22 protein-coding genes are annotated in these 20,396 nt (G+C 63.5%); 2 read left to right on the top strand and 20 right to left on the bottom strand.

What is annotated here, in order from left to right; translation table 11 throughout:
• Positions 1-25: 25 nt before the first annotated feature.
• Complete coding sequence (locus DXT77_RS24555) at positions 26-1,345, bottom strand: MFS transporter (protein WP_372238687.1); 1,320 nt, start codon at positions 1,343-1,345, stop codon at positions 26-28.
• Positions 1,346-1,418: 73 nt separating this feature from the next.
• Between DXT77_RS24555 and DXT77_RS24550 the strand changes: the two genes are divergently transcribed.
• Entirely contained in the window at positions 1,419-2,312 is an 894-nt protein-coding gene (locus DXT77_RS24550) for a LysR family transcriptional regulator (RefSeq protein ID WP_119429525.1), read from the top strand.
• 67 nt (positions 2,313-2,379) lie between these two features.
• Entirely contained in the window at positions 2,380-2,823 is a 444-nt protein-coding gene (locus DXT77_RS24545; protein ID WP_119429524.1) for a DUF2846 domain-containing protein, read from the top strand.
• 42 nt (positions 2,824-2,865) lie between these two features.
• On the opposite strand, the gene DXT77_RS24540 is transcribed toward DXT77_RS24545, so the two are convergent.
• From DXT77_RS24540 to DXT77_RS24450, 19 genes are all read right to left on the bottom strand, one after another.
• Positions 2,866-3,303 carry an excinuclease gene (locus DXT77_RS24540; RefSeq protein WP_119429523.1) on the bottom strand — a complete coding sequence of 146 codons (438 nt, stop codon included), beginning with the start codon at positions 3,301-3,303 and terminating at the stop codon, positions 2,866-2,868.
• Positions 3,304-3,606: 303 nt separating this feature from the next.
• Positions 3,607-4,047: an excinuclease gene (locus DXT77_RS24535; protein ID WP_119429522.1), complete on the bottom strand. Its 441-nt coding sequence runs from the start codon at positions 4,045-4,047 to the stop codon at positions 3,607-3,609.
• Between the two features lie 20 nt (positions 4,048-4,067).
• The gene (locus tag DXT77_RS24530) at positions 4,068-5,303 is read right to left on the bottom strand and encodes a beta-ketoacyl-ACP synthase (RefSeq protein ID WP_119429521.1); all 1,236 of its coding nucleotides are present in this window, start codon (positions 5,301-5,303) and stop codon (positions 4,068-4,070) included.
• On the bottom strand, positions 5,303-6,031 hold the full coding sequence (gene fabG / locus DXT77_RS24525; protein WP_119429520.1) for a 3-oxoacyl-ACP reductase FabG: 729 nt from the start codon (positions 6,029-6,031) through the stop codon (positions 5,303-5,305). Before fabG ends, DXT77_RS24530 begins: the two co-directional genes overlap by 1 nt.
• Entirely contained in the window at positions 6,024-6,488 is a 465-nt protein-coding gene (locus tag DXT77_RS24520; RefSeq protein WP_119429519.1) for a hotdog family protein, read from the bottom strand. The genes fabG and DXT77_RS24520 overlap by 8 nt, the downstream gene beginning before the upstream one ends.
• Positions 6,485-7,681, bottom strand: coding sequence for a beta-ketoacyl-[acyl-carrier-protein] synthase family protein (locus tag DXT77_RS24515; RefSeq protein ID WP_119429518.1), 1,197 nt, complete (start codon positions 7,679-7,681; stop codon positions 6,485-6,487). The genes DXT77_RS24520 and DXT77_RS24515 overlap by 4 nt, the downstream gene beginning before the upstream one ends.
• Complete coding sequence (locus DXT77_RS24510) at positions 7,678-8,160, bottom strand: hypothetical protein (RefSeq protein ID WP_119429563.1); 483 nt, start codon at positions 8,158-8,160, stop codon at positions 7,678-7,680. The genes DXT77_RS24515 and DXT77_RS24510 overlap by 4 nt, the downstream gene beginning before the upstream one ends.
• Before the next feature lie 113 nt (positions 8,161-8,273).
• Positions 8,274-8,999 carry a class I SAM-dependent methyltransferase gene (locus DXT77_RS24505; RefSeq protein WP_119429517.1) on the bottom strand — a complete coding sequence of 242 codons (726 nt, stop codon included), beginning with the start codon at positions 8,997-8,999 and terminating at the stop codon, positions 8,274-8,276.
• Entirely contained in the window at positions 8,996-10,243 is a 1,248-nt protein-coding gene (locus DXT77_RS24500; RefSeq protein ID WP_119429516.1) for an NAD(P)/FAD-dependent oxidoreductase, read from the bottom strand. The genes DXT77_RS24505 and DXT77_RS24500 overlap by 4 nt, the downstream gene beginning before the upstream one ends.
• Complete coding sequence (locus tag DXT77_RS24495; protein WP_119429515.1) at positions 10,230-11,390, bottom strand: sodium:proton antiporter; 1,161 nt, start codon at positions 11,388-11,390, stop codon at positions 10,230-10,232. Before DXT77_RS24495 ends, DXT77_RS24500 begins: the two co-directional genes overlap by 14 nt.
• The gene (locus DXT77_RS24490; RefSeq protein WP_119429514.1) at positions 11,387-13,726 is read right to left on the bottom strand and encodes an MMPL family transporter; all 2,340 of its coding nucleotides are present in this window, start codon (positions 13,724-13,726) and stop codon (positions 11,387-11,389) included. Before DXT77_RS24490 ends, DXT77_RS24495 begins: the two co-directional genes overlap by 4 nt.
• Positions 13,710-14,312, bottom strand: coding sequence for an outer membrane lipoprotein carrier protein LolA (locus DXT77_RS24485; RefSeq protein WP_119429513.1), 603 nt, complete (start codon positions 14,310-14,312; stop codon positions 13,710-13,712). The genes DXT77_RS24490 and DXT77_RS24485 overlap by 17 nt, the downstream gene beginning before the upstream one ends.
• Positions 14,309-14,734 carry a thioesterase family protein gene (locus DXT77_RS24480; RefSeq protein WP_085685400.1) on the bottom strand — a complete coding sequence of 142 codons (426 nt, stop codon included), beginning with the start codon at positions 14,732-14,734 and terminating at the stop codon, positions 14,309-14,311. The genes DXT77_RS24485 and DXT77_RS24480 overlap by 4 nt, the downstream gene beginning before the upstream one ends.
• On the bottom strand, positions 14,727-16,271 hold the full coding sequence (hutH, locus tag DXT77_RS24475) for a histidine ammonia-lyase (protein ID WP_119429512.1): 1,545 nt from the start codon (positions 16,269-16,271) through the stop codon (positions 14,727-14,729). The genes DXT77_RS24480 and hutH overlap by 8 nt, the downstream gene beginning before the upstream one ends.
• Positions 16,252-17,199 (bottom strand): glycosyl transferase, encoded by a 948-nt coding sequence (locus DXT77_RS24470; protein ID WP_114881147.1) that lies wholly within the window; start codon positions 17,197-17,199, stop codon positions 16,252-16,254. Before DXT77_RS24470 ends, hutH begins: the two co-directional genes overlap by 20 nt.
• Positions 17,196-17,930, bottom strand: a complete 735-nt coding sequence (locus DXT77_RS24465; protein ID WP_119429511.1) for a glycosyltransferase family 2 protein — start codon at positions 17,928-17,930, stop codon at positions 17,196-17,198. The genes DXT77_RS24470 and DXT77_RS24465 overlap by 4 nt, the downstream gene beginning before the upstream one ends.
• Positions 17,923-19,602, bottom strand: a complete 1,680-nt coding sequence (locus DXT77_RS24460; protein WP_119429510.1) for an acyl-CoA synthetase family protein — start codon at positions 19,600-19,602, stop codon at positions 17,923-17,925. The genes DXT77_RS24465 and DXT77_RS24460 overlap by 8 nt, the downstream gene beginning before the upstream one ends.
• Positions 19,599-20,144 (bottom strand): hypothetical protein, encoded by a 546-nt coding sequence (locus tag DXT77_RS24455; protein ID WP_085711081.1) that lies wholly within the window; start codon positions 20,142-20,144, stop codon positions 19,599-19,601. Before DXT77_RS24455 ends, DXT77_RS24460 begins: the two co-directional genes overlap by 4 nt.
• Complete coding sequence (locus tag DXT77_RS24450; protein WP_007909503.1) at positions 20,141-20,395, bottom strand: acyl carrier protein; 255 nt, start codon at positions 20,393-20,395, stop codon at positions 20,141-20,143. The genes DXT77_RS24455 and DXT77_RS24450 overlap by 4 nt, the downstream gene beginning before the upstream one ends.
• Position 20,396 lies beyond the last annotated feature (1 nt).

Below are 20,396 nucleotides of genomic sequence, written 5' to 3'. Positions count from 1 at the left end.
CCGGGCGTTTTTTTGTGGGCGGGAATCAGGCTTTGACGCCACCCAGCGGCGGCAACTTCGCCAGCTTCAACGCCACCAACAGCGCCACCAGCAACAACGCGCCGATAAACAGGCCAATCCCGTTCCATCCCGCCATGTGCCAGAACACCCCGCCCGCCGTCCCGGCGATGCTCGACCCGGCGTAATAGCTGAACAGGTACAACGACGAGGCCTGGCCCTTGGCCTTGAGCGCCCGGCGGCCGATCCAGCTGCTGGCCACCGAGTGGGCGCCGAAGAAGCCGAAGGTGAAGATCAGCATGCCGATGATTACCAGCGGCAGCGGTGTGAACATCGTCAGGGCGAGACCGGCGAACATCAGGGCGATGGTGGCCCACAGCACTTTGCGGCGGCCCAGTTTGTCGGCCAGCGAGCCGATTTTCGCCGAGCTGTAGATACCCGACAGATACACCACCGAAAGCAGCCCCACAAACACCTGGTCCAGGTGATACGGCTCGGCCAGCAGGCGGTAGCCGATGTAGTTGAACAACGTGACGAACGCGCCCATCAGTACGAACGCCTCAAGAAACAGCAGCGGCAGGCCAGCATCGCGAAAGTGCATGGTGAAGCCGTCGAGCAGACTGCGCGGATGCAGTGAACGGGAGCGGAAGTTGCGCGACTCCGGCAGGATCTTCCAGAAAACCGCTGCCGCGATCAGCGCCAGACCGCCGATCACCAGCATCGCCGTGTGCCAGCTGACGAAGTCGATCAATACACCAGTGATCAGACGCCCGCTCATCCCGCCAATCGCGTTGCCGCCGATGTACAGGCCCATCGCCAGGCCGATGTGCTGCGGATGGATTTCCTCGCTCAGGTAAGTCATTGCGACCGCCGCCAGACCGCTCAACGACAGCCCGATCAGCGCTCGCATGATCAGCACGCCGTGCCAGCTCGGCATCATCGAACTGGCGATGGTGCACAGGGCTGCAGCAAACAGTGCGGCGACCATCACCGGTTTACGCCCGACCCGATCGGAAATCGGGCCGGTGATCAGCAGACCGAAGGCCAGCATGCCGGTGGCCACCGACAGGATCAGGCTGCTCTGCGCCGCGTTGATCGAGTATTCGTGGGACAGCAGCGGCATCATCGGCTGCACGCAGTACAGCAGGGCGAAGGTCGCGAAGCCGCCGCTGAACAGCGCCAGTACCGTGCGCATGAAAGCGGGCGTGCCTTTCTCGATGTAGATCTCTTGCAGTTCGGTCATTACATCGTCCGCCGCAGCGGGCGGGACTTCATGGGCCATTGGAGCGACGGCGGTTTTCACATCAGACCTCGGAGGGCGCGGGCAAGCAGGCAATGAAAAAATCATATAGCTGGCTAATGTTTCTATCCAATATATTGTTCGACCTGTTTGATAGCTTTAACGACCTAATGGGGTATCCATGGAATTGCGTCACTTGCGCTACTTCATTGCCGTCGCCGAAGAACTGCACTTCGGCCGCGCCGCACAGGTGCTGGGCATCTCCCAGCCACCGCTGAGCCAGCAGATTCAGGCGCTGGAACAGGAAGTCGGCGCACGGCTGTTCGAGCGTACCAATCGTCGGGTCGAGCTGAGTGAAGCCGGGCGATTGTTTCTGGAAGAGGCGCGTCTGGTGCTGGCCCAAGTCGATAAAGCGGCGGATGTGGCCCGCCGCGCGCAGCTTGGAGAACTGGGGGAGCTGAAGATCGGCTTCACCTCTTCGGCGCCGTTCAACTCGACCATTCCCCAGGCGATATTTTCCTTCCGCCAACGCTTCCCGGCCGTGCATCTGAACCTGCGGGAGATGAGCAGCACCATGGTGGCCGACGCACTGGTGGACGAATCGATCGAGGTCGGCATCATGCGCCCGCTGGGTCTGCCGGATTCGTTGAGCGTGGTCGAGCTGATGCGCGAGCCCTTGGTGGCGGTGCTCAGCTCCAAACATCCGCTGGCGCAGGGCTCTGAAGAGGGGCTGTTCCTCTCGGCGCTGGCACTCGAACCGTTCGTGTTCTTCCCGCGCAGCTACGGCAGTGGTCTGTACTCGCAACTGATCAGCCTGGCCCGAGACGCCGGTTTCAGTCCGCACTTCGCCCAGGAGGCGGGGGAAGCCATGACCATCATCGGTCTGGTCGCGGCGGGGCTGGGGGGGTCGGTCATGCCGGCCTCGTATCAGCGGATGCGCATCGACGGCGTGGTCTATCGCCCGCTGCTCGATCCCGAAGCCGTAACGGCGGTATGGCTGGTGCAGCGCAAGGACCAGAAATCGCCGATGGCCAAGGCCTTCGTCGAGCTGTTGACGCGCAAGATGAACGTTTAAGGCATTGGTGATTTTTCCGGAGCGGCCGATACGCTCAGGCTGGATTATCAAATTATGGAGAAACGGGATGTTCAAGCAGTTCAGCTTCGCCGCTTTGTTGGCAGTTGCCGCGCTCAGCACAGGTTGCGCTTCGGTAAAAATGGCCGACGATACTCAAGATGCCCAGGCCAAAACCTTCCAGGTCAGCCCGGACAAGGCTCACATCTATGTGTACCGCAACGAGAGCATGGGTGCCGGCGTGAAGATGCCTGTCGCGCTCAATGGCAAGCCAGTGGGTGCAACCGTCGCCAAGTCGTATCTGATGCTTTCGGTACCGGCAGGTCAGCAGACACTGGTGTCCTCGGCAGAAAACGATTCGGAACTGAAACTTTCGGCCGAAGCGGGCAAGAACTATTTCGTCTGGCAGGAAGTGAAGGTCGGTTTCATCAAGGCGCGCAATGCCCTGCAAGTGGTCGATGAAGCGACCGGTCGCGCCGGCGTCAATGAAAGCAAACTGATCCAGGCTCAGTAAGCATTTAGCACGCCTTCACGCCGGCCGTGGAGGCGTTGTCCATCAGGGCAGCCGCACCAGATCCCCCTTCAACGCCACCCGCGTCACAAACACCCCGGCCCGACATTCGTAAGTGTTCAGATCCTTGCGCACATGCTGGTCGTAGTAGCTGACGATATTGGTCACTGCATTCGCCCCGACACGTTTGGCCTGGGCCTGCAGCGCAATCAGGTTCGATTGCAATACCCACTCGCACGAGTCGTGATCGCTCTTGTTGAAGCCGTTGGTCTTCAGATCGCTGACCACGCCGCGCTGCAACATCCGATGCGTCCCCTGAGGTCCGTTGCCGATCAGGTAGAACTTCACACTGCCATCCAGCCGCCCGGCCCGAATCGCATCCGACAGCACGGTTTCGAACGGCATGTACATCAGGTTGGTGGCGTGGCTGGCGCTGGGGAGCAGGCTGAAGAGGGTGGCGGCGATCAGGGCTTTCGCTTGCATGGTCATCTCCTTGACGATGAAAGAGAACCGCGAGTACTCGACCGACCGGGCTCGCCGTTCCGGCAGGCTTTGTGTGTCGGCCTGTTTGAGCGAGTGTAGATGGTGCATGCAAAGGTGCAGCGAAATGCCAGCGTTGTGGGGAGTACCTTTTCAGGCAATACTGCCGGCGTTCCCGAAAGGGGCTTGTGAGACTCTGAGGATCCTGGGCAACCAGCCATCGCAGAGCCTGGCAGGTGACAGGCGATGACAAGCCAACCTGTTTGTGAAAGGGCGCCGAAAGGCGCCCTTTGTCGTTTCCGGCGGTTACTGAACCGTCGCCAGGTCACCCTTCAACGCAACGCCAGCCATGATTGCGCCCGCGTGGCATTCGTAGTTTTTCGCATCCTTGCGTTCGTTGCTCTTGTAGAAGCTGACAATGTTGGTCACGGCATTGGCGCCGGCGTTTTTCGCCGCCTGGTGCAGGCTGATGATCGCCGATTGCACGACCCACTCGCAGGCTTCCTGGTCGGACTTGTTGAAGGCGTTGGTCTTCTTGTTGGTCACCGCGCCAGGGCTGACGACGCTGACTTTGCCGGCCGGGGCGTTGCCCGCCAGATAGAACTTCACGCTGCCGTCGATCTTGCCGGTGCGGGTTGCCTCTGCGACCGCTTTGTCGAATGGCAGGTACACCGCCGTGTCACGGGCCTGGCTGACGGCCGGCAAGGCACAGATGAGCAGGGCGGCAGCGAGTTGGTTGAAGCGCATGGAGGTCTCCTTGACCTGGATTAATTCGGTTGCGTCCAGCGGCGGAAAATCAGCGAGGTGTTGACCCCGCCAAACGCGAAGTTGTTGTTCATCACGTAGTCGTGGTGCATCTGGCGGAATTCGCCGCGCAGGTAGTCGAGCTGGCCGCAGTGCGGATCGACTTCGTCGAGGTTGAGCGTGTGCACGTACAGGTCGCGATTGAGCATTTCGATGCTGAACCATGACTCCAGCGCACCGCAGGCACCCAGCGTGTGGCCGAGGAAACTCTTCTGCGAGCTGATCGGCATGTGTTCGCCGAACAGGCTGCTGGTGGCCAGGGTCTCGGCGATATCGCCCTGCTCGGTGGCCGTGCCGTGACCGTTTACGTAACCGATGGCGTCAGGCGTGAGGCCAGCGTCTTCCAGTGCCAATTCCATGGCCCGGCGCATGGTGACCTGTTCCGGACGGGTGGTGTGCTGGCCGTCGGCGTTGCTGCCGAAACCGACGATTTCAGCGTGGATTCGCGCACCGCGAGCGAGGGCGTGTTCCAGCTCTTCGAGCACCAGCATGCCGCCGCCTTCACCGATCACCAGTCCGTCGCGGCCCTTGTCATAAGGGCGCGGCGAGGTTTGCGGCGCATCGTTTTTCAGGCTGGTGGCGTACAGCGCGTCGAACACCATGGCCTCGGTCGGGCACAGTTCTTCGGCACCACCGGCGAGCATCAGTGGCAGGCGGCCGAACTTGATCGCCTCGTAGGCGTAACCGATGCCCTGGCTGCCGCTGGTGCAGGCGCTGGAGGTCGGGATCAGGCGACCGGTGAGGCCGAAGAAGATGCTGATGTTCGCCGCCGTGGTGTGCGGCATCATCCGCACATAGGAGTTGGCGTTCAGGCCTTCGGCCACCGAATTCAGCAGCATGTTGCCGAACGCCTTGATCTCGTCGGTGCTGCCGGTGGACGAACCGCAGGCGACACCCATGCGCCCGTCCTTGATCGACTCGTCGCCCAACAGGCCGGCATCCGTCAGCGCTTTTTCCGCCGCGCCGACCGCGAGCCGCGAGACCCGGCCCATGCTGCGCAGTTGCTTGCGGGTCCAGTGCGCCGGCACCAGAAAATCATCGATCGGCCCGGCCAGTCGGGTGTTCAGCTCGCTGAAGCGATCCCACTCATCCATCCGGCGGATGCCGCTGCGGTTGGCCGCAAAGTTGCCGGCGATGGTGTCCCAGTCGCTGCCCAGCGAGGTGATGCCGGCCATGCCGGTGACGACAACGCGCTTCATCAGCACAAGCCTCCGTTGACCGCCAGGACCTGGCGGGTGATGTACGACGCTTCCGCCGACATCAGGAAATTCACCGCACCGGCCACCTCTTCAGGGGTGCCCATGCGTTGTGCCGGGATCATTTTCATCAGCTCTTCCACCGGCACGTTTTCGTCGAGCATGGCCGTGTCGATCAGGCCCGGCGCGACACAGTTGACTGTAATTTTGCGCTTGGCCAGTTCGATCGCCAACGCCTTTGCGGCACCGATCACGCCAGCCTTCGAAGCGCTGTAGTTGACCTGGCCCCGGTTGCCGATCAGCCCCGAAACCGAGGTAATGCAGACGATGCGACCAGCGGCGCGGCGACGGATCATCGGCATCATCACCGGATGCAGGACGTTGTAGAAACCGTCGAGGTTGGTGCGCAATACCACGTCCCAATCGTCATCGCTCAAGGCCGGAAACGCGCCGTCGCGGGTCAGGCCGGCGTTCAGCACCACGCCGTAATAGGCGCCGTGGCTTTCGACATCGGCTTCGAGGATGGCTTTGCAGGATTCGCGGTCAGCCACGTCGAATTGCAGGATACGCGCGTTGCGACCCAGCGCTTCGATTTCGGCTTTCACCGCTTGCGCTTCGGCCACGCCGCTGCGGCAATGCAGGACGATATCGTGGCCGGCCTGGGCCAGGCGCAGTGCGATGGCGCGGCCGATGCCACGGCTGGAGCCGGTGACCAGTACGAATTCAGTCATCGTTCGACTCCTTTGTTTGTTCAAGATATTGCGCCGCGTGCGGCGGGCGGAACACGTTCAGCCGGGCGCTGGCTTCGATGCCGGGCGCATTGATGTGGCATTCGAACACGCCCATGCCGTTGTCATCTTCCAGCGAGCGGATGCCATGGATGGTCAGTTCGCAGCCGACCGGAAACGCATCGACATTGCACTCGAACTTGCGCGTGCCGAGCAGGAAACCCAGTTCCACCGGGTTGCCTTTCTGCCGGGCATGGCAGCCAGCGAACGCGGCAACGCTCTGCGCCATCAACTCGACGCCGACCCAGGCCGGCAGACTGCCGTCGGGCAGACTGAACAGGCCATCGGGTTTTACCGTCAGGGTGGTGTGGATCTGCTCGTCGTCGAAGCTGAGGATCCGGTCGATCAGAATCATGTCGCCAGCGTGGGGCAGCAATTCGGCGAGCGGCCAGTCAGTCATGGGGCGTCTCCGATAATCAGGCTGACGTTATTGCCACCGAAGGCAAACGAATTGCTCATCAGGTAGCGGGGTGCAATGGACGCCAGGCGCTCGCTCGCGGTCACCCACTTCAGCGCTGGGAGGTCCGGATCGGCCTGGCCGTCCCAGACATGCGGCGGCAGGGCGTGGTCGGGGTTGTCGGCACTCAGGCTCAGCCAGCAGAACGCGGCTTCCAGCGCGCCGGCAGCGCCAAGGGTGTGGCCGGTCATGGGTTTGGTCGAGGAGCACGCCACACCCTGCGGAAACAGGGTGGCAACGGCCAGGCTTTCCATGGCGTCGTTGTGTTGGGTGGCGGTGCCATGCAGGTTCAGGTAACTGATTTGCTCGGCTTGCAGTCGGGCGCGATCCAGCGCCTGTTGCATCGCTTGTAGCGCGCCCCGGCCGGACGGTTCAGGTGCGGAAATGTGGTGAGCATCGGAACTGGCGCCGGCGCCCAACAGGGCAATGGCCCGGCCGTCGCCGCGCCGTTTGCTCATGACGAACAGCACCGCTGCCTCGCCGATATTGATGCCGTTGCGGTTGGCCGAGAACGGGTTGCAGCGCTCCCCGGAAACAGCTTCCAGCGACGAAAAACCATTGAGCGTCAGTTTGCACAGGCTATCGACACCGCCGCACAGCACCGCATCGCACAGCCCCAGATCGAGCAGGCGTTTGGCGCTCATCAGGGCCCGGGCGCTGGAGGTGCACGCGGTGGAAATCACGTAGGTCGGGCCACTCAGTTGCAGCCAGTCGGCGAGGAAGGTCGCCGGTGCGCCGAGTTCCTGCTGCCGATAGTCGTAATCGTCCGGGAACTGTTGGTTGCGAATGTAATGCGCCAGCCCCTGGCTGGCCTCGTCGATACCCGAGGTGCTGGTGCCGAGCACCACGCCGATGCGGTCCGCGCCATAGGTCTGAATCGCAGCGTCGATGTCGTCGCGAATCTGCAACGCGGCTTCCAGCAACAACTGATTGTTGCGGCTCTTGTGTGCCGCCATCTGTGGCGGAACGGGCGCCAGATCACCGCGTACGGCGGCCACCGGCAACTCGCGTTCCGGCACCCAGCCAGCCTCGTGGCGCATGCCCGAGCAATCGCCGGCGAACAGGTGGCGGGCGACTTCTTGCTTGTCACGGCCCAGGGCGCAGATCACGCCGAGGGCATTGAGGTAGGCGGTCATGGCGTCGATTCACCTAAGGGAGACACGCGATAGTGCGGGCCTTGGGGCAGATTCAATTCGAAGCTCGACGGTTGTGAATATCGGATGTCCCAGCGTGCCGGCAAGGAACGTTGCCCGTCGTGTTGCTGCGCGGTGGGGTAATTGCGCGACAGCTCGCCGGCAGGCGTCAGGGCGAACAGCAGCGCCGCGAACAATTCTCGGGCTTCCGGATTCGGCGGCAGCAGGCCGTCAGCCTGCCAGCGTCCGTCGATCAGTTGCTGACGGGCCTGGGGAATGCCCAACGGATCCATCATCGACCAGCGGATGCCGGGCCCTTCGCGCTGGATCACCAGCAACCAGTCCTGACGCTGTCCGGCTTGCTGGCGCTCGATGTGCAGTTGCAGCGGCAAGGGCAGCGTCGGGTTATCCACAGGCAGCGGCGCCTGGCTGGCGCAGGCGCCGAGCAGGCTGATGCAAGCCAGCAGAATAAGTCGTATCACCGCGGACAATGTGGGAGCGAGCCTGCTCGCGATGGCGTCGGAACATCCAGCACTGATGCAAGCTGATCCACCGCAATCGCGAGCAGGCTCGCTCCCACAAGTAAAGTGCGACATCAGCAAATCCCTTCCAGCGGTTTGCGCGCCACGACGTTGACCAGGGTTTCTTCACGCTGGCCAAACGGCTTCGGCTTGCGCAGGCCAAAACGTTCCAGCAGACCAAAATCCTTTGAGCGGCTCCACCACAGGTACGGGTAGGAAACATTCCGTTCGCCGAACTCGAAGCCCTGCTGGCGGATCATTTCCAGATACTGCGCCGCACTCTTCTGCACGTGCATCGGGTGACGGAACAGCCAGCGGATGACCCACGTATCAATGTAAGCCTCGGTGGACTCGGCGAACAGCAGATAACCGCCCGGTTTGAGCACCCGGTAGAACTCGGCCAGGGCCTTTTCCTGTTCCACCAGATGATGAAAGGTCTGGTGACAGAACAGCAGGTCGACGCTCGCATCCGGCACATTGAGCGTCGCGCAGTCGCTGCCGATCAGCTCGACGGCGAAGCCCTGGCGCGCGGCTTCGGCGGCACTCAATTCCAGGCTGTGCGGGTCGGCATCGACGCCGATCAAACGCTGTGGCGCGAAGGTCTGGCGCAGATGGCCGAAGGATTTGCCCTGGCCGCAGCCGGCATCCAGCAGCACCGGATTGGCCGGCAGCGATTCGCTGAACAAGCCGCGCAAATCGTTGATCGCCACGCGCAACACATGGTGCTGCCAGGTATGGCTGCGCAGGAACCAGAAGCCGAAACGGGTTTCCTCGACGTAGCTGTCGCTCAAGTAATTCATGTGTCGTCCTTTGCACAGAGTTCGGAAATCGTCTTCAGCCGGCGGCGGGCTTCACTGACGAACGGGTTGCGTTCGTCCCAGGCGTAGCCGGCGAGGATCGAGCAGATCATGCGACGGATGTCCGGGGAGGCCTGCTCATGGAAAATCACGTCCTGGAAGGTGCCGGCGTACCAGCCCTCGACGTAGGCGCGGAAGGTGTCGACGCCGCGTTTCAACGGCTCGGCGAACTCGCTTTGCCAGTTCACCGTTTCGCCCTGCAACTGCCGGTGCAATACGCCGGCGGCCATGCTCGCCGAGCGCATGGCGATGGTCACGCCGGAAGAGAACACCGGATCGAGAAACTCGGCGGCGTTGCCCAGCAAAGCAAAGCCCGGGCCGTGCAGGGTTTTGACGTTGGCCGCATAGCCGCCGAGGGTGCGCGCCGGGGTGTCCCACACGGCGTTGTTCAGCACCTTGGCCAGGCTCGGGGTTTCAGCGATGAAACCGCGCAGGCAGGCATCGAGATCGGCGTCGCGACCATTGAAATGTTCAGCGGCAGCGACAACGCCCACCGAGCAGCGACCATTGCTGAACGGGATTGTCCAGAACCAGATATCGCGATGCTGCGGATGGGTGGTGACGAGGATCTTTTCGCGGTCGAAGGCCGGGTGGTCGATGTGATCTTCGACGTGGGTGAACACGGCCTGGCGCACCGGGAAATTCGACGGTGCTTCCAGATCCAGCAGGCGTGACAGTACGCGGCCGTAGCCGCTGGCATCGAGAACGAAACCGGCCTCGACACGGTACTCGCTGCCGTCTTCGCGACGCACATCGAGTTGCGGGCGCGGGCGGTCGAAATCGACGCTGACGATGGCATCGCCATAACGGATTTCCACACCTTGCCGCGCGGCTTGATCGGCCAGCAGTTTGTCGAAGTCGGCGCGTTGTACCTGGAAGGTGGTCGGTTTGCCGCCGGTGAACGTATCGCCGAAATCGAACGCGCTGTAACGCTCGCCCCAGGCGAATGCCGCGCCGGTCTTGCGCTGGAATCCGGCGGCGTTCACGGCGTCGAGCATTCCCGCTTCTTCGACGAAATCCAGGCAATGACTGAGCAGGCTTTCGCCGATGGAAAATCGCGGGAAATGCTGGCGCTCGATAACCAGCACGTCGTGGCCCTTGCGCTTGAGCAACGCGGCGGCAATGGCGCCGGACGGGCCGGCGCCGATGATCACGACCTGACGGGATTCCATTTCAACGATTGGCACGCGAGCTCCTGGGGACGGCAATAGGGTTCAGAGACGCACGGTGCAGGCCGATGAAGGCCGGCAACAGCGTCGCGATCAGCCCCATCAGCATCAGCGCAAAGTACAGCGCCGGGCTGATGAGCTGTTGTTGCAACAGCAGGTTGAGAAAAACGATTTCACTCAAGCCGCGAATGTTCAGCAGCACGCTTTCGCGCCAGCGACTGGCACCTTCGAACGATGCGCCGGCCCAGCCGAGGCCGAGCCAGTTGCCCACGATTTTGCTGGCGACCGGCAACAGCAGCAGCGCTGCCCATTGCACAGCGCCGAGGCTGGCGAGGGCGCTGTGCACATCGATCTGCACGATGCCGAAGGTGAGGATCAGCGGAATCGCGATCCACGTCTGCAAACGGTTAATCCAGCGCGCCGGCAGCGGCAGCACCAGCGGCACTTTCAGCACGGCCATGCACAGCAAATAGCCGATGCCGAAAATCAGTGCATTGAGCTTGTAGTGTTCGGCCAACACCAACAGCGCAAAAAAGCCGAGGCTGTAAGTCAGCGGCCGGCGGATGCCGAACACCCGCAGCAGCAACGGCACGCAGGCCAGCCCCAGTGGCAGCAACAGACTGCTCAGGTGCAGGCTGCCCTGGGCGACGCCGAACAGGGTCCAGCAGGTCAGGTCGATCAGGATCGCGGTCTGCACCAGACGCCGGGTGGCAGCGGGCGGATAGTCGATGTGGCGCAGATACAGGTACAGCACCGGGATTGCGGTGATGGCGAACACCAGACCGATGGCCAGCGAGTTGATCCACGGTTGCGCCGGCAGCAGCCAGTACGCCGTTGCGAGTCCGCAGGCGAAAGGCACGGCGAAACTCGGCAGGGCGATTTTCACGCTCTGGCGATCCAGACGCAGGTCGATCACATCGCTGAGGATGTGCCCGAGCAGCAGCGCGAAGCTCAGGCTGTAGAGGTTTTTCAGCCAGTCCGGCGCAATCAGGTCCGCGCCACTGAGCTGCCAGCCCGGCTCGATCCAGAAATACATCAACAGCGGCAGGATGAAGCTGGCCAGCAGCAACTGGCTGACAATCGGAATCAACCCGAAATGCCGGCCGACGCGGGTGGCCACGGCGAACAGCGCCAGGGCCATGCCCCAGAAGACCGCGACCATCATGCTGCCGGCTCCGCGACTGTCGCGGCATGGGCATGACGCCCGGCCCACGGCGCCAGCATGAAGCTGAAGGCCAGCCCGAGGCTCACCGACAACCCGAAATTGCTCACCGCCGGCGTACTCGACACCGCCAGCAGGCCGAACGACAGCCAGGTCGTCAGCGCCGCGAGCAAGGTGCCGAGCAGGCTCACGGCCGCGCCGCCAACCTGCTCGCGCATCAGGATTGCGTAATCGACGCTGATCGCCGTTACCAGCAGCAGGCCGAACAGGCTGAACAGGGTCAGCGGCTGACCTAGCCAGCCGAGGCTGGCCAGACTGCACAGCGCCGCGAGCAGCGGCAGGGAAACGATGCGCAACGCGCCACCGAGACCGAACGGCAGGATCAACACCAGCACGATCAGCACGCAGGAGGCGAGTTTGAGTTCGGCAGCGCTGATCTGGGTTTCGGCAAACACCCGGTTCAGGTCACCGAGGCGATCCACCAACTCCACGCCAGGTAAGTCCAGCGCCTGCACCCGCAGCAGTGCGGGGTTGTTCAGGCCTTGCAGGCTGACCATCGCCGCCACGCCGCCTTCGACCGGGCCGAGCCACAAGGTGCGGTAAGGCTCGCCGAGCGGGCCGCCGAGCGCGGTGTCGATGTCTTCGGCGGGCAGGGACTGCAACTGCGCCAGTTCGGCTTGCAGGGCTGCCGGCGGAACGCCGACTTCAAGCAGCGGCTGCCAGAACTGCGGCAATTTGTTCAGCGCTTCGCGAACCTGCTGTTGCTGGCTCGGCGGGCTGACCAGTTGGTTGAGCGCCAGAAAACCCTGCAACTTGTCGAGGTTGACCAGTTGCTCCAGGCGCTCACTCAACGCGGCCTGACGTTCCAGCAGTTGCTCCTGGTTTTCCGCGCGCACCAGGAAGAACTGGCTGGTCGGTTGATAACCGGTGATGCGGGCGATGGCTTGCGCCTCATCGGTCAGATGCTGCGGCGCGCCGACCCACTGGCGGATGTCGTTCTTGCTTTGCAGTTGCACCAGACCGCCGGCGCAGAAGGCAATCAGCAGGGCAAACAGAATCGGTGTGCGCACGTGTTCCAGCAGGGTTTCCCGAAGGCTGACCATGCGTTCGGCCAGACGTAGCGGCCATTGCGCCGGACGCAATTCGACGCTGCTCAATAGTGCCGGCAACAGGCATACCGCCGACAGGTAAGCGCCGAGCAGGCCGGCGGCGGAGAATACGGCAATCTGGGTCAGGGCCGGGAAAGGCGTCCAGGCCAGCGCCAGATAACCGATGGCGCTGGTGATCAGGCTCAGGGTCAGGCCCGACACAGTCAGGCGCAGCGCCGGCCAGCTGCGCCAGGGTTTGAGGCTCCAGCTCTTGGACAGGTAGTGCAGCGGGTAATCCACCGCGACACCGATCAGGCTAGAGCCGAGCACCAGCGTCATCACATGCAGGTGCCCGAACAGCGCCACGCAGGCCACCGCCCCGAACAACATGCCCACCAGCACCGGAATGAAGGCCAGCAAAACCCGCCAGCGACGGAAAGCGAGCAACAGCAGCAACAGAATGCCGAGGGTCGCGCCGCCGCCGACCCAGGAGATTTCCCGGGTCGCTTGCTGCTGACCGTTGGCCGCGTAGAGCAGTCCGCTGGCGGCCAGCAGTTGCACATCGGATTTCGCCGCTTGCTCGCGGCTGTGTTGCAGCAGCGCCGCGACTTGCAGCGGCAAATTCATGTCGAAGGCGTTGCCGGTGGTGCGCGCGCGCAGCAGCACCCAGCTCTTGCCGTCGGCATCGGCGATCAGCGCGCCGCTGCCGATGTCCAGTTGCACCGCGCCGTGCTGTGGCTGGCTGTTCTGAATGCGTCCGGTCAGGCCCAGCCAGTCGTCCTGGCTCGGCACCAGACTGAAACCGGTGAACGGATCGAACAGCGCCTGCACCCGTTGCTGGATGAAGGCGTCCGGGTGTTCGATCAGCAGTTGCCGATCATCCGCCGAGAGCATCGCCAGTCGCCCCTGCAGCAATTGCGTGCGCAGGGCGGGCAGGTCGGCCTGCAGGTTCCACTGGACCTTTTCGAACAGCCCGCTGGCCTGCCATTGCTCGCCCAGAGTCTGGGCCATGGCGACGGCTTGCTGGCGATCCGCTTGACCGACCAGCACCAGCATTTCCCGGTTGAGCGGTTCCTGCATGCGTTGTTCGGCGCGTTGCTCGACCGCGTCCGGATGGGTGCCGGGCACCAGTTCCATCAGGTTCGCCGACAGCGGTGCGCCGTCGCGCCACTGCCAGGCGCCCAGTGCGACGACGGCCAGCAGCAGGATCAGGAACAGCCAGGGCAGCCTGCGCTCACTCGGCAAAGTCATGTTGCTCCGCGTCGCTCAACGGTTGGCCGGCGGTGCTGTCCTGCATGCGCAGAACGGTGCTGTCGCCCTGGGTTTCCAGCAGTTCGATGGTATTCACCAACGTGCCGCCGGTGATGTTGATCTGGTTGAACACCTGCTTGAGCAGCACCGAGCGCGGGGTCAGTGTCAGATGCCATTGCTGCGCGTCGCCGCTCAGGGTCAGTTCGAAATCCCGTTGCAGGCCGCTGCTGTCGCCTTGCAGCACGGCGAGGAACAGACGGTTCTGTTCGGCGCCGGCGCTCTTGCCGGGCAACAGTTGCCAACCGCTGACGTCACGACGGGCGATGCCCTTGGCGTTGATGCGGTAGTCCTGCTGCAGAGGGGTTTTCAGCAACCAGAGCAGGCCGTGTTTTTTCGCCAGCACGAAGCTGCCCTTGCTGATCAGCGGCTGGGGCAGGGCGCGCAGGTGCTTTTCCTGGATGAACTGGCCGTGGATCACGTCCGGTTTCGCCAGTTGATCGCTCAGCTGTTGCAGGTCGAAGGCGTTGGCCAGCGACGACAGCGTCAACAGCGCCAGGGCCCCAAGGGATTTCACAAACACATTCATCGCAGCATCCTTTCCACGGCATCGGTGAAGACTTTCGGCGACGCCAGTTGCATCTCGCGGCTGCTCACCTCGACGGCGACCTGCACCGAACTGGCGCGGGTCAGGCGCTCGCCGGTCTCGGCGTCGGTGATCAGGTAGTGAATCTTCAGGCGGTTTTCCCACTCGACCAGGCTGGCGCGCACGTTCAGCCGCTGACCGAACACCGCGCCGCGCACGTAGCGCAATTGCAGGTCGATCACCGGCCAGGCGTAGCCCGAATCGACCATCTGGTTGTAGTTGTGGCCGATTTTGTCGAGCAACGCGCAGCGCGCCACTTCCAGGTATTTCACGTAATGGCCGTGCCAGACGACGTGCATGGTGTCGACGTCAAAGAACGGCACGAGGATTTCCGTATCGGCGTGAAGCACTCCGGCGCTACGCATGCAGCCTCCAGTGTTGTTCGGCAATGCGTTTCAGGCACAGGCGCAGTTCGCCTTCCAGGGCGCGGTCTTCGATCACCGGCGGGAAGTCTTTGGCCAGCGCTTCGTGCATCGCGGCCAGGGACGGAGGCAGTGGGCGTGCGTCTTCATCACGGCCACGCAGCCACACACCCTGATTGGCCGCGAGCAGCGTGGCGGCGGCCACCTGTTCGGTCAGCTCCAGCACGCGAATGGCATCGCGGGCGGCGATGGTGCCCATGCTCACCTTGTCCTGGTTGTGGCACTCGGTTGAGCGCGAGAACACGCTGGCAGGCATGGTGTTTTTCAACGCTTCGGCGGTCCAGGCGCTGGCGCCGATCTGCACAGCCTTGAAGCCGTGGTTGAGCATCGCCCGGTCGGCGCTGGCGCCGGACAGGTTGCTCGGCAAACCGTGGTTGTAACGCTCGTCCACCAGCAGCGCGAGTTGTCGGTCGAGCAGATCGGCGACGTTGGCCACGAGGTTTTTCAGGCTGTCCATGGCGAACGCGATGTGTCCGCCGTAGAAGTGCCCGCCGTGCAGCACGCGCTCGGCTTCGGCGTCGATGATCGGGTTGTCGTTGGCGCTGTTGAGTTCGGTCTCGATGAACGAACGCAGCCAGTTCAGGCTGTCGGCCAATACGCCGAGCACATGCGGTGCGCAACGCAGCGAGTAGCGATCCTGCAGGCGATGCAGCGGCGCGGTCGGCGCGTCGATCGCCAGATCCTTGCGCAGCCACGCGGCGACCTGCATCTGCCCCGGATGCGGTTTGGCGGCGAACAGGCGCTCGTCGAAGTGCTCCGGATTACCTTGCAGCGCCACCACGTTCAACGCGGTGATGCGGGTGGCCAGTTGCAGCAGGTAATCGGCGCGGGCGTAAGCCAGGCAAGCGAGGCCGGTCATCACGGCGGTGCCGTTCATCAGTGCCAGCGCTTCTTTCGGGCGCAGCACCAGCGGAGTCCAGCCCAGTTCACGATGCACATCGGCGGACTGGCGGCGCTCGCCACGGAACATCACTTCACGCTCGCCGGACAGGGTCGCGGCGACGTAGGACAGCGGCGTCAGATCGCCGCTGGCGCCCACCGAACCCTCTTCGGGGATCAGCGGCAGAATGTCGTGTTCAAGGAAGGCATGCAGGCGTTCCAGCAGTTCGATGCGCACCCCGGACACGCCGTGGCACAGCGACTGCAAACGCGCCGCCAGCACTGCGCGGGTGGCCTGGGCGTCGAGCAGTTTGCCCAGCCCGCAACCGTGGAAGGTGTAGAGATGCTGCGGCAGCGCTTCGACGTGATGCAGCGGCACCGCGACCACGCAGGAGTCGCCGTAACCGGTGGTCACGCCGTAGATCACGCCTTCCTTGTCCAGCAGCGAATCGAGGAACCGCGCGCCTTTGGCGATGCGTTCGCGGTAGTCGGCGTCGCTCTGCAACTGCACGGGTGCCTGACGGTTGGCCAGGGCCAGCACGTCTTCGATGCGCAAAGGGCGTTCGCCGAAGGTTACCGGCTCATGGGTTGGCGTCGTCATCGGTCTTCCAGAAAGGGTAAAAGTTGAACCATTGCCTGGGGGCTTCGAGGCAATAGTGACTCAGGCGTTCGGCGTAGCGGGTCGCCCACTGATGAATGACCTGTTCGCGGTCGCGGCGGGTCCAGGTCACGGCCTCGGTGAACGGCTCGAGGGTCAGGCGATAGTGGCCGTCAGGTTGCTTGAGGCACATCAGCAGATTGACCGGGCATTTCAGCAGGCCGGCCAGCAGCCACGGACCTTGCGGGAACCGTGCCGGATGGCCAAGGAAATCCACGGTCACGCTGCGGCCGCCATGCAGCGGTACACGATCACCGGCAATCGCCAGCCATTCGCCGCGCTCCAGGCGTTCGTTCAGCTGCAGCATAACCCCCGGGTCCAGCTCGCTGACCTGGATCAGCCGAAGATTGGTCGCCCCGGCCTCGCCCAGCAGGCGGTTGAATTGTTCGGCGTGCTTGGTGTGCACCAGCACGTTCATGGTGACCTTTTCGCCGATCTCCGCCAGCGCCCGGCACACTTCGAGGTTGCCCAGGTGCGCGCCCACCAGCATTTGCCCGCGACTGCCGCGCAACTGATTGCGCAGCAACGCCGGATCGATGATTTCGATCTGCTCGATGCTCAACTTGCGGTTCCACACGTCAAGCTTGTCGAGCAGCGAATCGGCGAACGCCATGAACTGCCCGAACACGCGCCACAGGCTCGGGCGCAATTCGTGGCGACCGCTCCAGTCGGCGAGGCGCTGCTGATACTGCCAGGCACTGCGCCGGGCCGTGCGGCCGAACAGGAAGAAGTACAGGACGATGCCGTACAGCAACGGGCTCAGCAGGCGTCGGCCAAGGACCTTGGCGGCGAACGCGGTGAATTTCATCAGCAGGAAACTGCCGCGCTCTTCGCGGTCGGCCCAGTGCTTCTTGTCGGTTTCGACCGTCATGCGCGCCACCGTCGCCAGAGGATCGCGGGCGAGCGCAGCAACATGCCGAAGAACAGGCGCGTGTGCATGCTCGAAATCAGCACGTTGTCGTGGAACATCCGAAAGTGCGACACACCGTCCAGCGGGTAGTGCACGCTGGTTTGCAGCCAGCGCATCGGCTGGTTGCGCCAGGACAGGCGCACGAGGATGTCCGAGTCGAAATCCATGCGCTTGCCGATCCGCGCCGAGTCGATCACTGCCAGTGTCGGCTCCAGCGGATACACCCGGAAACCGCACATCGAATCGCGGATCTGCAGCGACAGGGTGTTGATCCACACCATCACGTGAGTCAGGTAACGGGCGTACAGGCGCCCCTTGGGCACGCTGGCGTCGTACAGCGGATAACCGCAGATCAGCGCACGCGGATGGGCGCGGGATTCCTCGACGAACCGCGCGACGTCCTGCAAGTCGTGCTGACCGTCGGCGTCGACCTGCAAGGCGTGGCTGAAACCCAGTCGCGCCGCTTCACGCAAGCCGGTCATCACCGCGCCGCCCTTGCCCTGATTGGTGGTGAGTCGCACCAGATACACCCGCTCGCGTTCGGCCAGAACATCCAGCACGGCTGCGCAGGATTTGCTGCTGGCGTCATCCACCAGAATGCACGGCAAGCCCTGGGCGAGCAGGGCATCGACCACCGTGGCGATCGCGGTTTCGTGGTTGTAGACCGGGATGACCGCGCAAGGGTTATGCATTGCCAGTCCCCAACAGAATCCGCCCGCTGGAGCAGGTGGCGGTGTCGTTGCGGTAGGCGAAATACAGCTTGCCGCGTTCAGGATCGAAGCGCAGGTGCAGCTGGATTTCATCGCCGGGGCGCACCAGTTGCTGGAACTTCAGTACTTCCATGCCGGCGAACGCGCCGGACAGGTTCAACACTTGCCGACCAAGGTTCAGCGCCCACTCGACCTGCACCACGCCAGGCAACACGGGGGCCTTGGGGAAGTGACCGCTGAAGTAAGCGAGGTCTGGCGGCACGCTCAGTTGCAGGCTCCATTCGCCATCGGTTTCGGTCTGTTCCAGAACCTCCGGTGCCTTCGGACGCGGCGCCAGCAGCAAGGCTTCGACATCGGCCTGAGGCAGCTTGCCCTGAGGGTTCAGCGGCAGTTGTCGCAGCAAGCGCCAGCGCCGGGGCAGGGCGAGGGCTTCGCAGTGCTCGCCGAGGTGACGGCGCAGGGTTTCGGTGAGGCTGCGGCGGCCGTGCTCGCGCAGGGCAAACAGGCCGGATTCGCTGAGCACCAGCAGGGCGCCGAGGGAAGCACGGTTTTCCTGCACCACACCGAGTCGCGCTTCGGCGACCCAGTCGTGGGCGACCAGGGCCTGTTCCAGCATCGGCAGGGAGATGCGTTTTTCTTCCAGTTTGACGATCCGGTCCAGTCGCCCGAGCAGTTCGAAGCGACCATCGGCTTCGATGCGTGCGGCATCGGCGGTGTGTTCGACATGCCCGGCAGGCAGGTAAGGAGAGGCGATCAGCAGGGCGCCGTCGCCGTCCTGGCTCAGCTCGACACCGGCGAACGGCTGCCACAGCTGTTGGCCCTGACGCCAGGCGATGCCGCCGGTCTCCGAGCTGCCGAGGATTTCCGTCGGCCATTGCTGCAAGCGCTGGTGCAGGCTCTGCGCGGCATCTGCCGGCAGCGCGCCGCCGGAGGAAAACACCCGGCGCACGGCGCTCAGGGCCGGCCAGTCGAGGTTGTCGCCCATGCGCTTGAGCAACGCCGGGCTGGCCACCCAGGCGAAGGCCGGGTGTTCGCGGCTGGCGCGCTGCATGTCCTCGGGAAAGGCCAGTTGTTTGCGCAGAAACACGCGCCCGGCACACAGCGGCCACAGCACACGGAACAACAGACCGTAAATGTGTTGGGTGGCGACGCTGCCGATGATGCAGGCCTCAGCGAGATCTGCGCCCCACAGTTTTTCCAGGGCTTCGACTTCGTTGGCCAGTTGCCGCAGGGATTTGTCGATGCGTTTGGGCTCGCCGCTGGAGCCGGAGGTGCACAGGCTCAGGCGACACTGGTCGAGACCCAGTTCGGCGCCCGTCAGTGCGGTGCCCTGCAAATCCCTCAGGTGCGCATCGTCTGCGTGATCGGTCAGCCACAGGTCGACTTCGTTCGACCAGCGCTGGCGGGTCTGCGCTTGCAGATCCGAAGGCAGCAAGACGCTGACGCCGGCGCGCCAGGCACCGAGCAGGGCGATGGCCAGTTCTGCGGCATCTTCCAGGTGCACGGCCAGACGTCGTACGCCCCTGGCTTGCAGGCCGGCGGCCAGGCTCAGGGCTTGCTCGCGCAAGTGTGCGTGATCGAGTGCCGGCGCGACGGTGACGGCGCGCTGCGGCAGATCCTTGAGCAACAGCTGCTCAAGTTTTATCCAGTTCATGGGCGACCTCTTACCCGTTGTCGTATCAGCCATTCAATGGCAAACATCAGGCCGATCAATCCGTAGGAGATCAGGCCGGTGTACAACATCCACCAGTGCAGCGGCGCCCAAAGGGTCAGCAGGGCCGCGCACAAGCCGTTACAGAAAAAAAACACGCTCCAGGCCACGGTGACCTGACGGGTGTAGCGGATCGCCTCGGGCGGCAATTGCGGCTCGCGAATTCGCGCCAGACGTTCGACCATCGGCGGGCCGTATTTCAGGCTCAGGCTGAACAGCACCAGCATGAAGCCGCTGATCAGCACCGGATACCAGCGCAACAACAGCGGACTGTCGAACAGTGCCAGCAGCAGGCAGAACACGATGGCCACGCAGGCCATCCACAGGCTGCCGGGCTTGCGCTCGCCGGTCAGCGCGCGGGCCAGCCACAGGCTGCCCAGCAGCAGGCCGAACTGCCACGGCGCAAAGTGCTCCATGCCGAAATACACCGCAAAGGGATACAACAGGCCCGCCAGCAGCAGGCCGAGGCCGATCAGTCGGCTCATGCGGCCGGTTGAACCAGACGGTAGACCGCCTCGACCACGTCGCCGACGGTACGCACCGACTTGAATTCCTCGGCGGCGATTTTCTTGCCGGTCTGGCGTTTGATGTGGTCGATCAGGTCGACGGCGTCGATGCTGTCGATTTCCAGGTCCTGATACAGGTTCGATTCCAGGCTCACACGAGCCGGGTCCAGTTCGAACAGCTCGACCAGGGCATCGCGCAGGGTGTTGAAGATGTCGTCACGAGTTTGCATG

Source organism: Pseudomonas sp. 91RF (assembly GCF_003576265.1).
GTDB lineage: Bacteria > Pseudomonadota > Gammaproteobacteria > Pseudomonadales > Pseudomonadaceae > Aquipseudomonas > Aquipseudomonas kribbensis.
The sequence above is the reverse complement of the archived record's forward strand: the minus strand, read 5'-3'. Positions and strand labels throughout refer to the sequence as shown.

Coding starts and splice junctions, on each gene's coding strand:
- DXT77_RS24530 (WP_119429521.1), bottom strand. CDS start 5,303: ATGAAGCGCGTTGTCGTCACCGGCATGGCCGGCATCACCTCGCTGGGC.
- DXT77_RS24465 (WP_119429511.1), bottom strand. CDS start 17,930: ATGCATAACCCTTGCGCGGTCATCCCGGTCTACAACCACGAAACCGCG.
- DXT77_RS24450 (WP_007909503.1), bottom strand. CDS start 20,395: ATGCAAACTCGTGACGACATCTTCAACACCCTGCGCGATGCCCTGGTC.
- hutH (WP_119429512.1), bottom strand. CDS start 16,271: ATGACGACGCCAACCCATGAGCCGGTAACCTTCGGCGAACGCCCTTTG.
- DXT77_RS24555 (WP_372238687.1), bottom strand. CDS start 1,345: ATGATTTTTTCATTGCCTGCTTGCCCGCGCCCTCCGAGGTCTGATGTG.
- DXT77_RS24455 (WP_085711081.1), bottom strand. CDS start 20,144: ATGAGCCGACTGATCGGCCTCGGCCTGCTGCTGGCGGGCCTGTTGTAT.
- DXT77_RS24545 (WP_119429524.1), top strand. CDS start 2,380: ATGTTCAAGCAGTTCAGCTTCGCCGCTTTGTTGGCAGTTGCCGCGCTC.
- DXT77_RS24470 (WP_114881147.1), bottom strand. CDS start 17,199: ATGACGGTCGAAACCGACAAGAAGCACTGGGCCGACCGCGAAGAGCGC.
- DXT77_RS24540 (WP_119429523.1), bottom strand. CDS start 3,303: ATGCAAGCGAAAGCCCTGATCGCCGCCACCCTCTTCAGCCTGCTCCCC.
- DXT77_RS24495 (WP_119429515.1), bottom strand. CDS start 11,390: ATGATGGTCGCGGTCTTCTGGGGCATGGCCCTGGCGCTGTTCGCCGTG.
- fabG (WP_119429520.1), bottom strand. CDS start 6,031: ATGACTGAATTCGTACTGGTCACCGGCTCCAGCCGTGGCATCGGCCGC.
- DXT77_RS24490 (WP_119429514.1), bottom strand. CDS start 13,726: ATGACTTTGCCGAGTGAGCGCAGGCTGCCCTGGCTGTTCCTGATCCTG.
- DXT77_RS24550 (WP_119429525.1), top strand. CDS start 1,419: ATGGAATTGCGTCACTTGCGCTACTTCATTGCCGTCGCCGAAGAACTG.
- DXT77_RS24460 (WP_119429510.1), bottom strand. CDS start 19,602: ATGAACTGGATAAAACTTGAGCAGCTGTTGCTCAAGGATCTGCCGCAG.
- DXT77_RS24535 (WP_119429522.1), bottom strand. CDS start 4,047: ATGCGCTTCAACCAACTCGCTGCCGCCCTGCTCATCTGTGCCTTGCCG.
- DXT77_RS24520 (WP_119429519.1), bottom strand. CDS start 6,488: ATGACTGACTGGCCGCTCGCCGAATTGCTGCCCCACGCTGGCGACATG.
- DXT77_RS24485 (WP_119429513.1), bottom strand. CDS start 14,312: ATGAATGTGTTTGTGAAATCCCTTGGGGCCCTGGCGCTGTTGACGCTG.
- DXT77_RS24515 (WP_119429518.1), bottom strand. CDS start 7,681: ATGACCGCCTACCTCAATGCCCTCGGCGTGATCTGCGCCCTGGGCCGT.
- DXT77_RS24505 (WP_119429517.1), bottom strand. CDS start 8,999: ATGAATTACTTGAGCGACAGCTACGTCGAGGAAACCCGTTTCGGCTTC.
- DXT77_RS24480 (WP_085685400.1), bottom strand. CDS start 14,734: ATGCGTAGCGCCGGAGTGCTTCACGCCGATACGGAAATCCTCGTGCCG.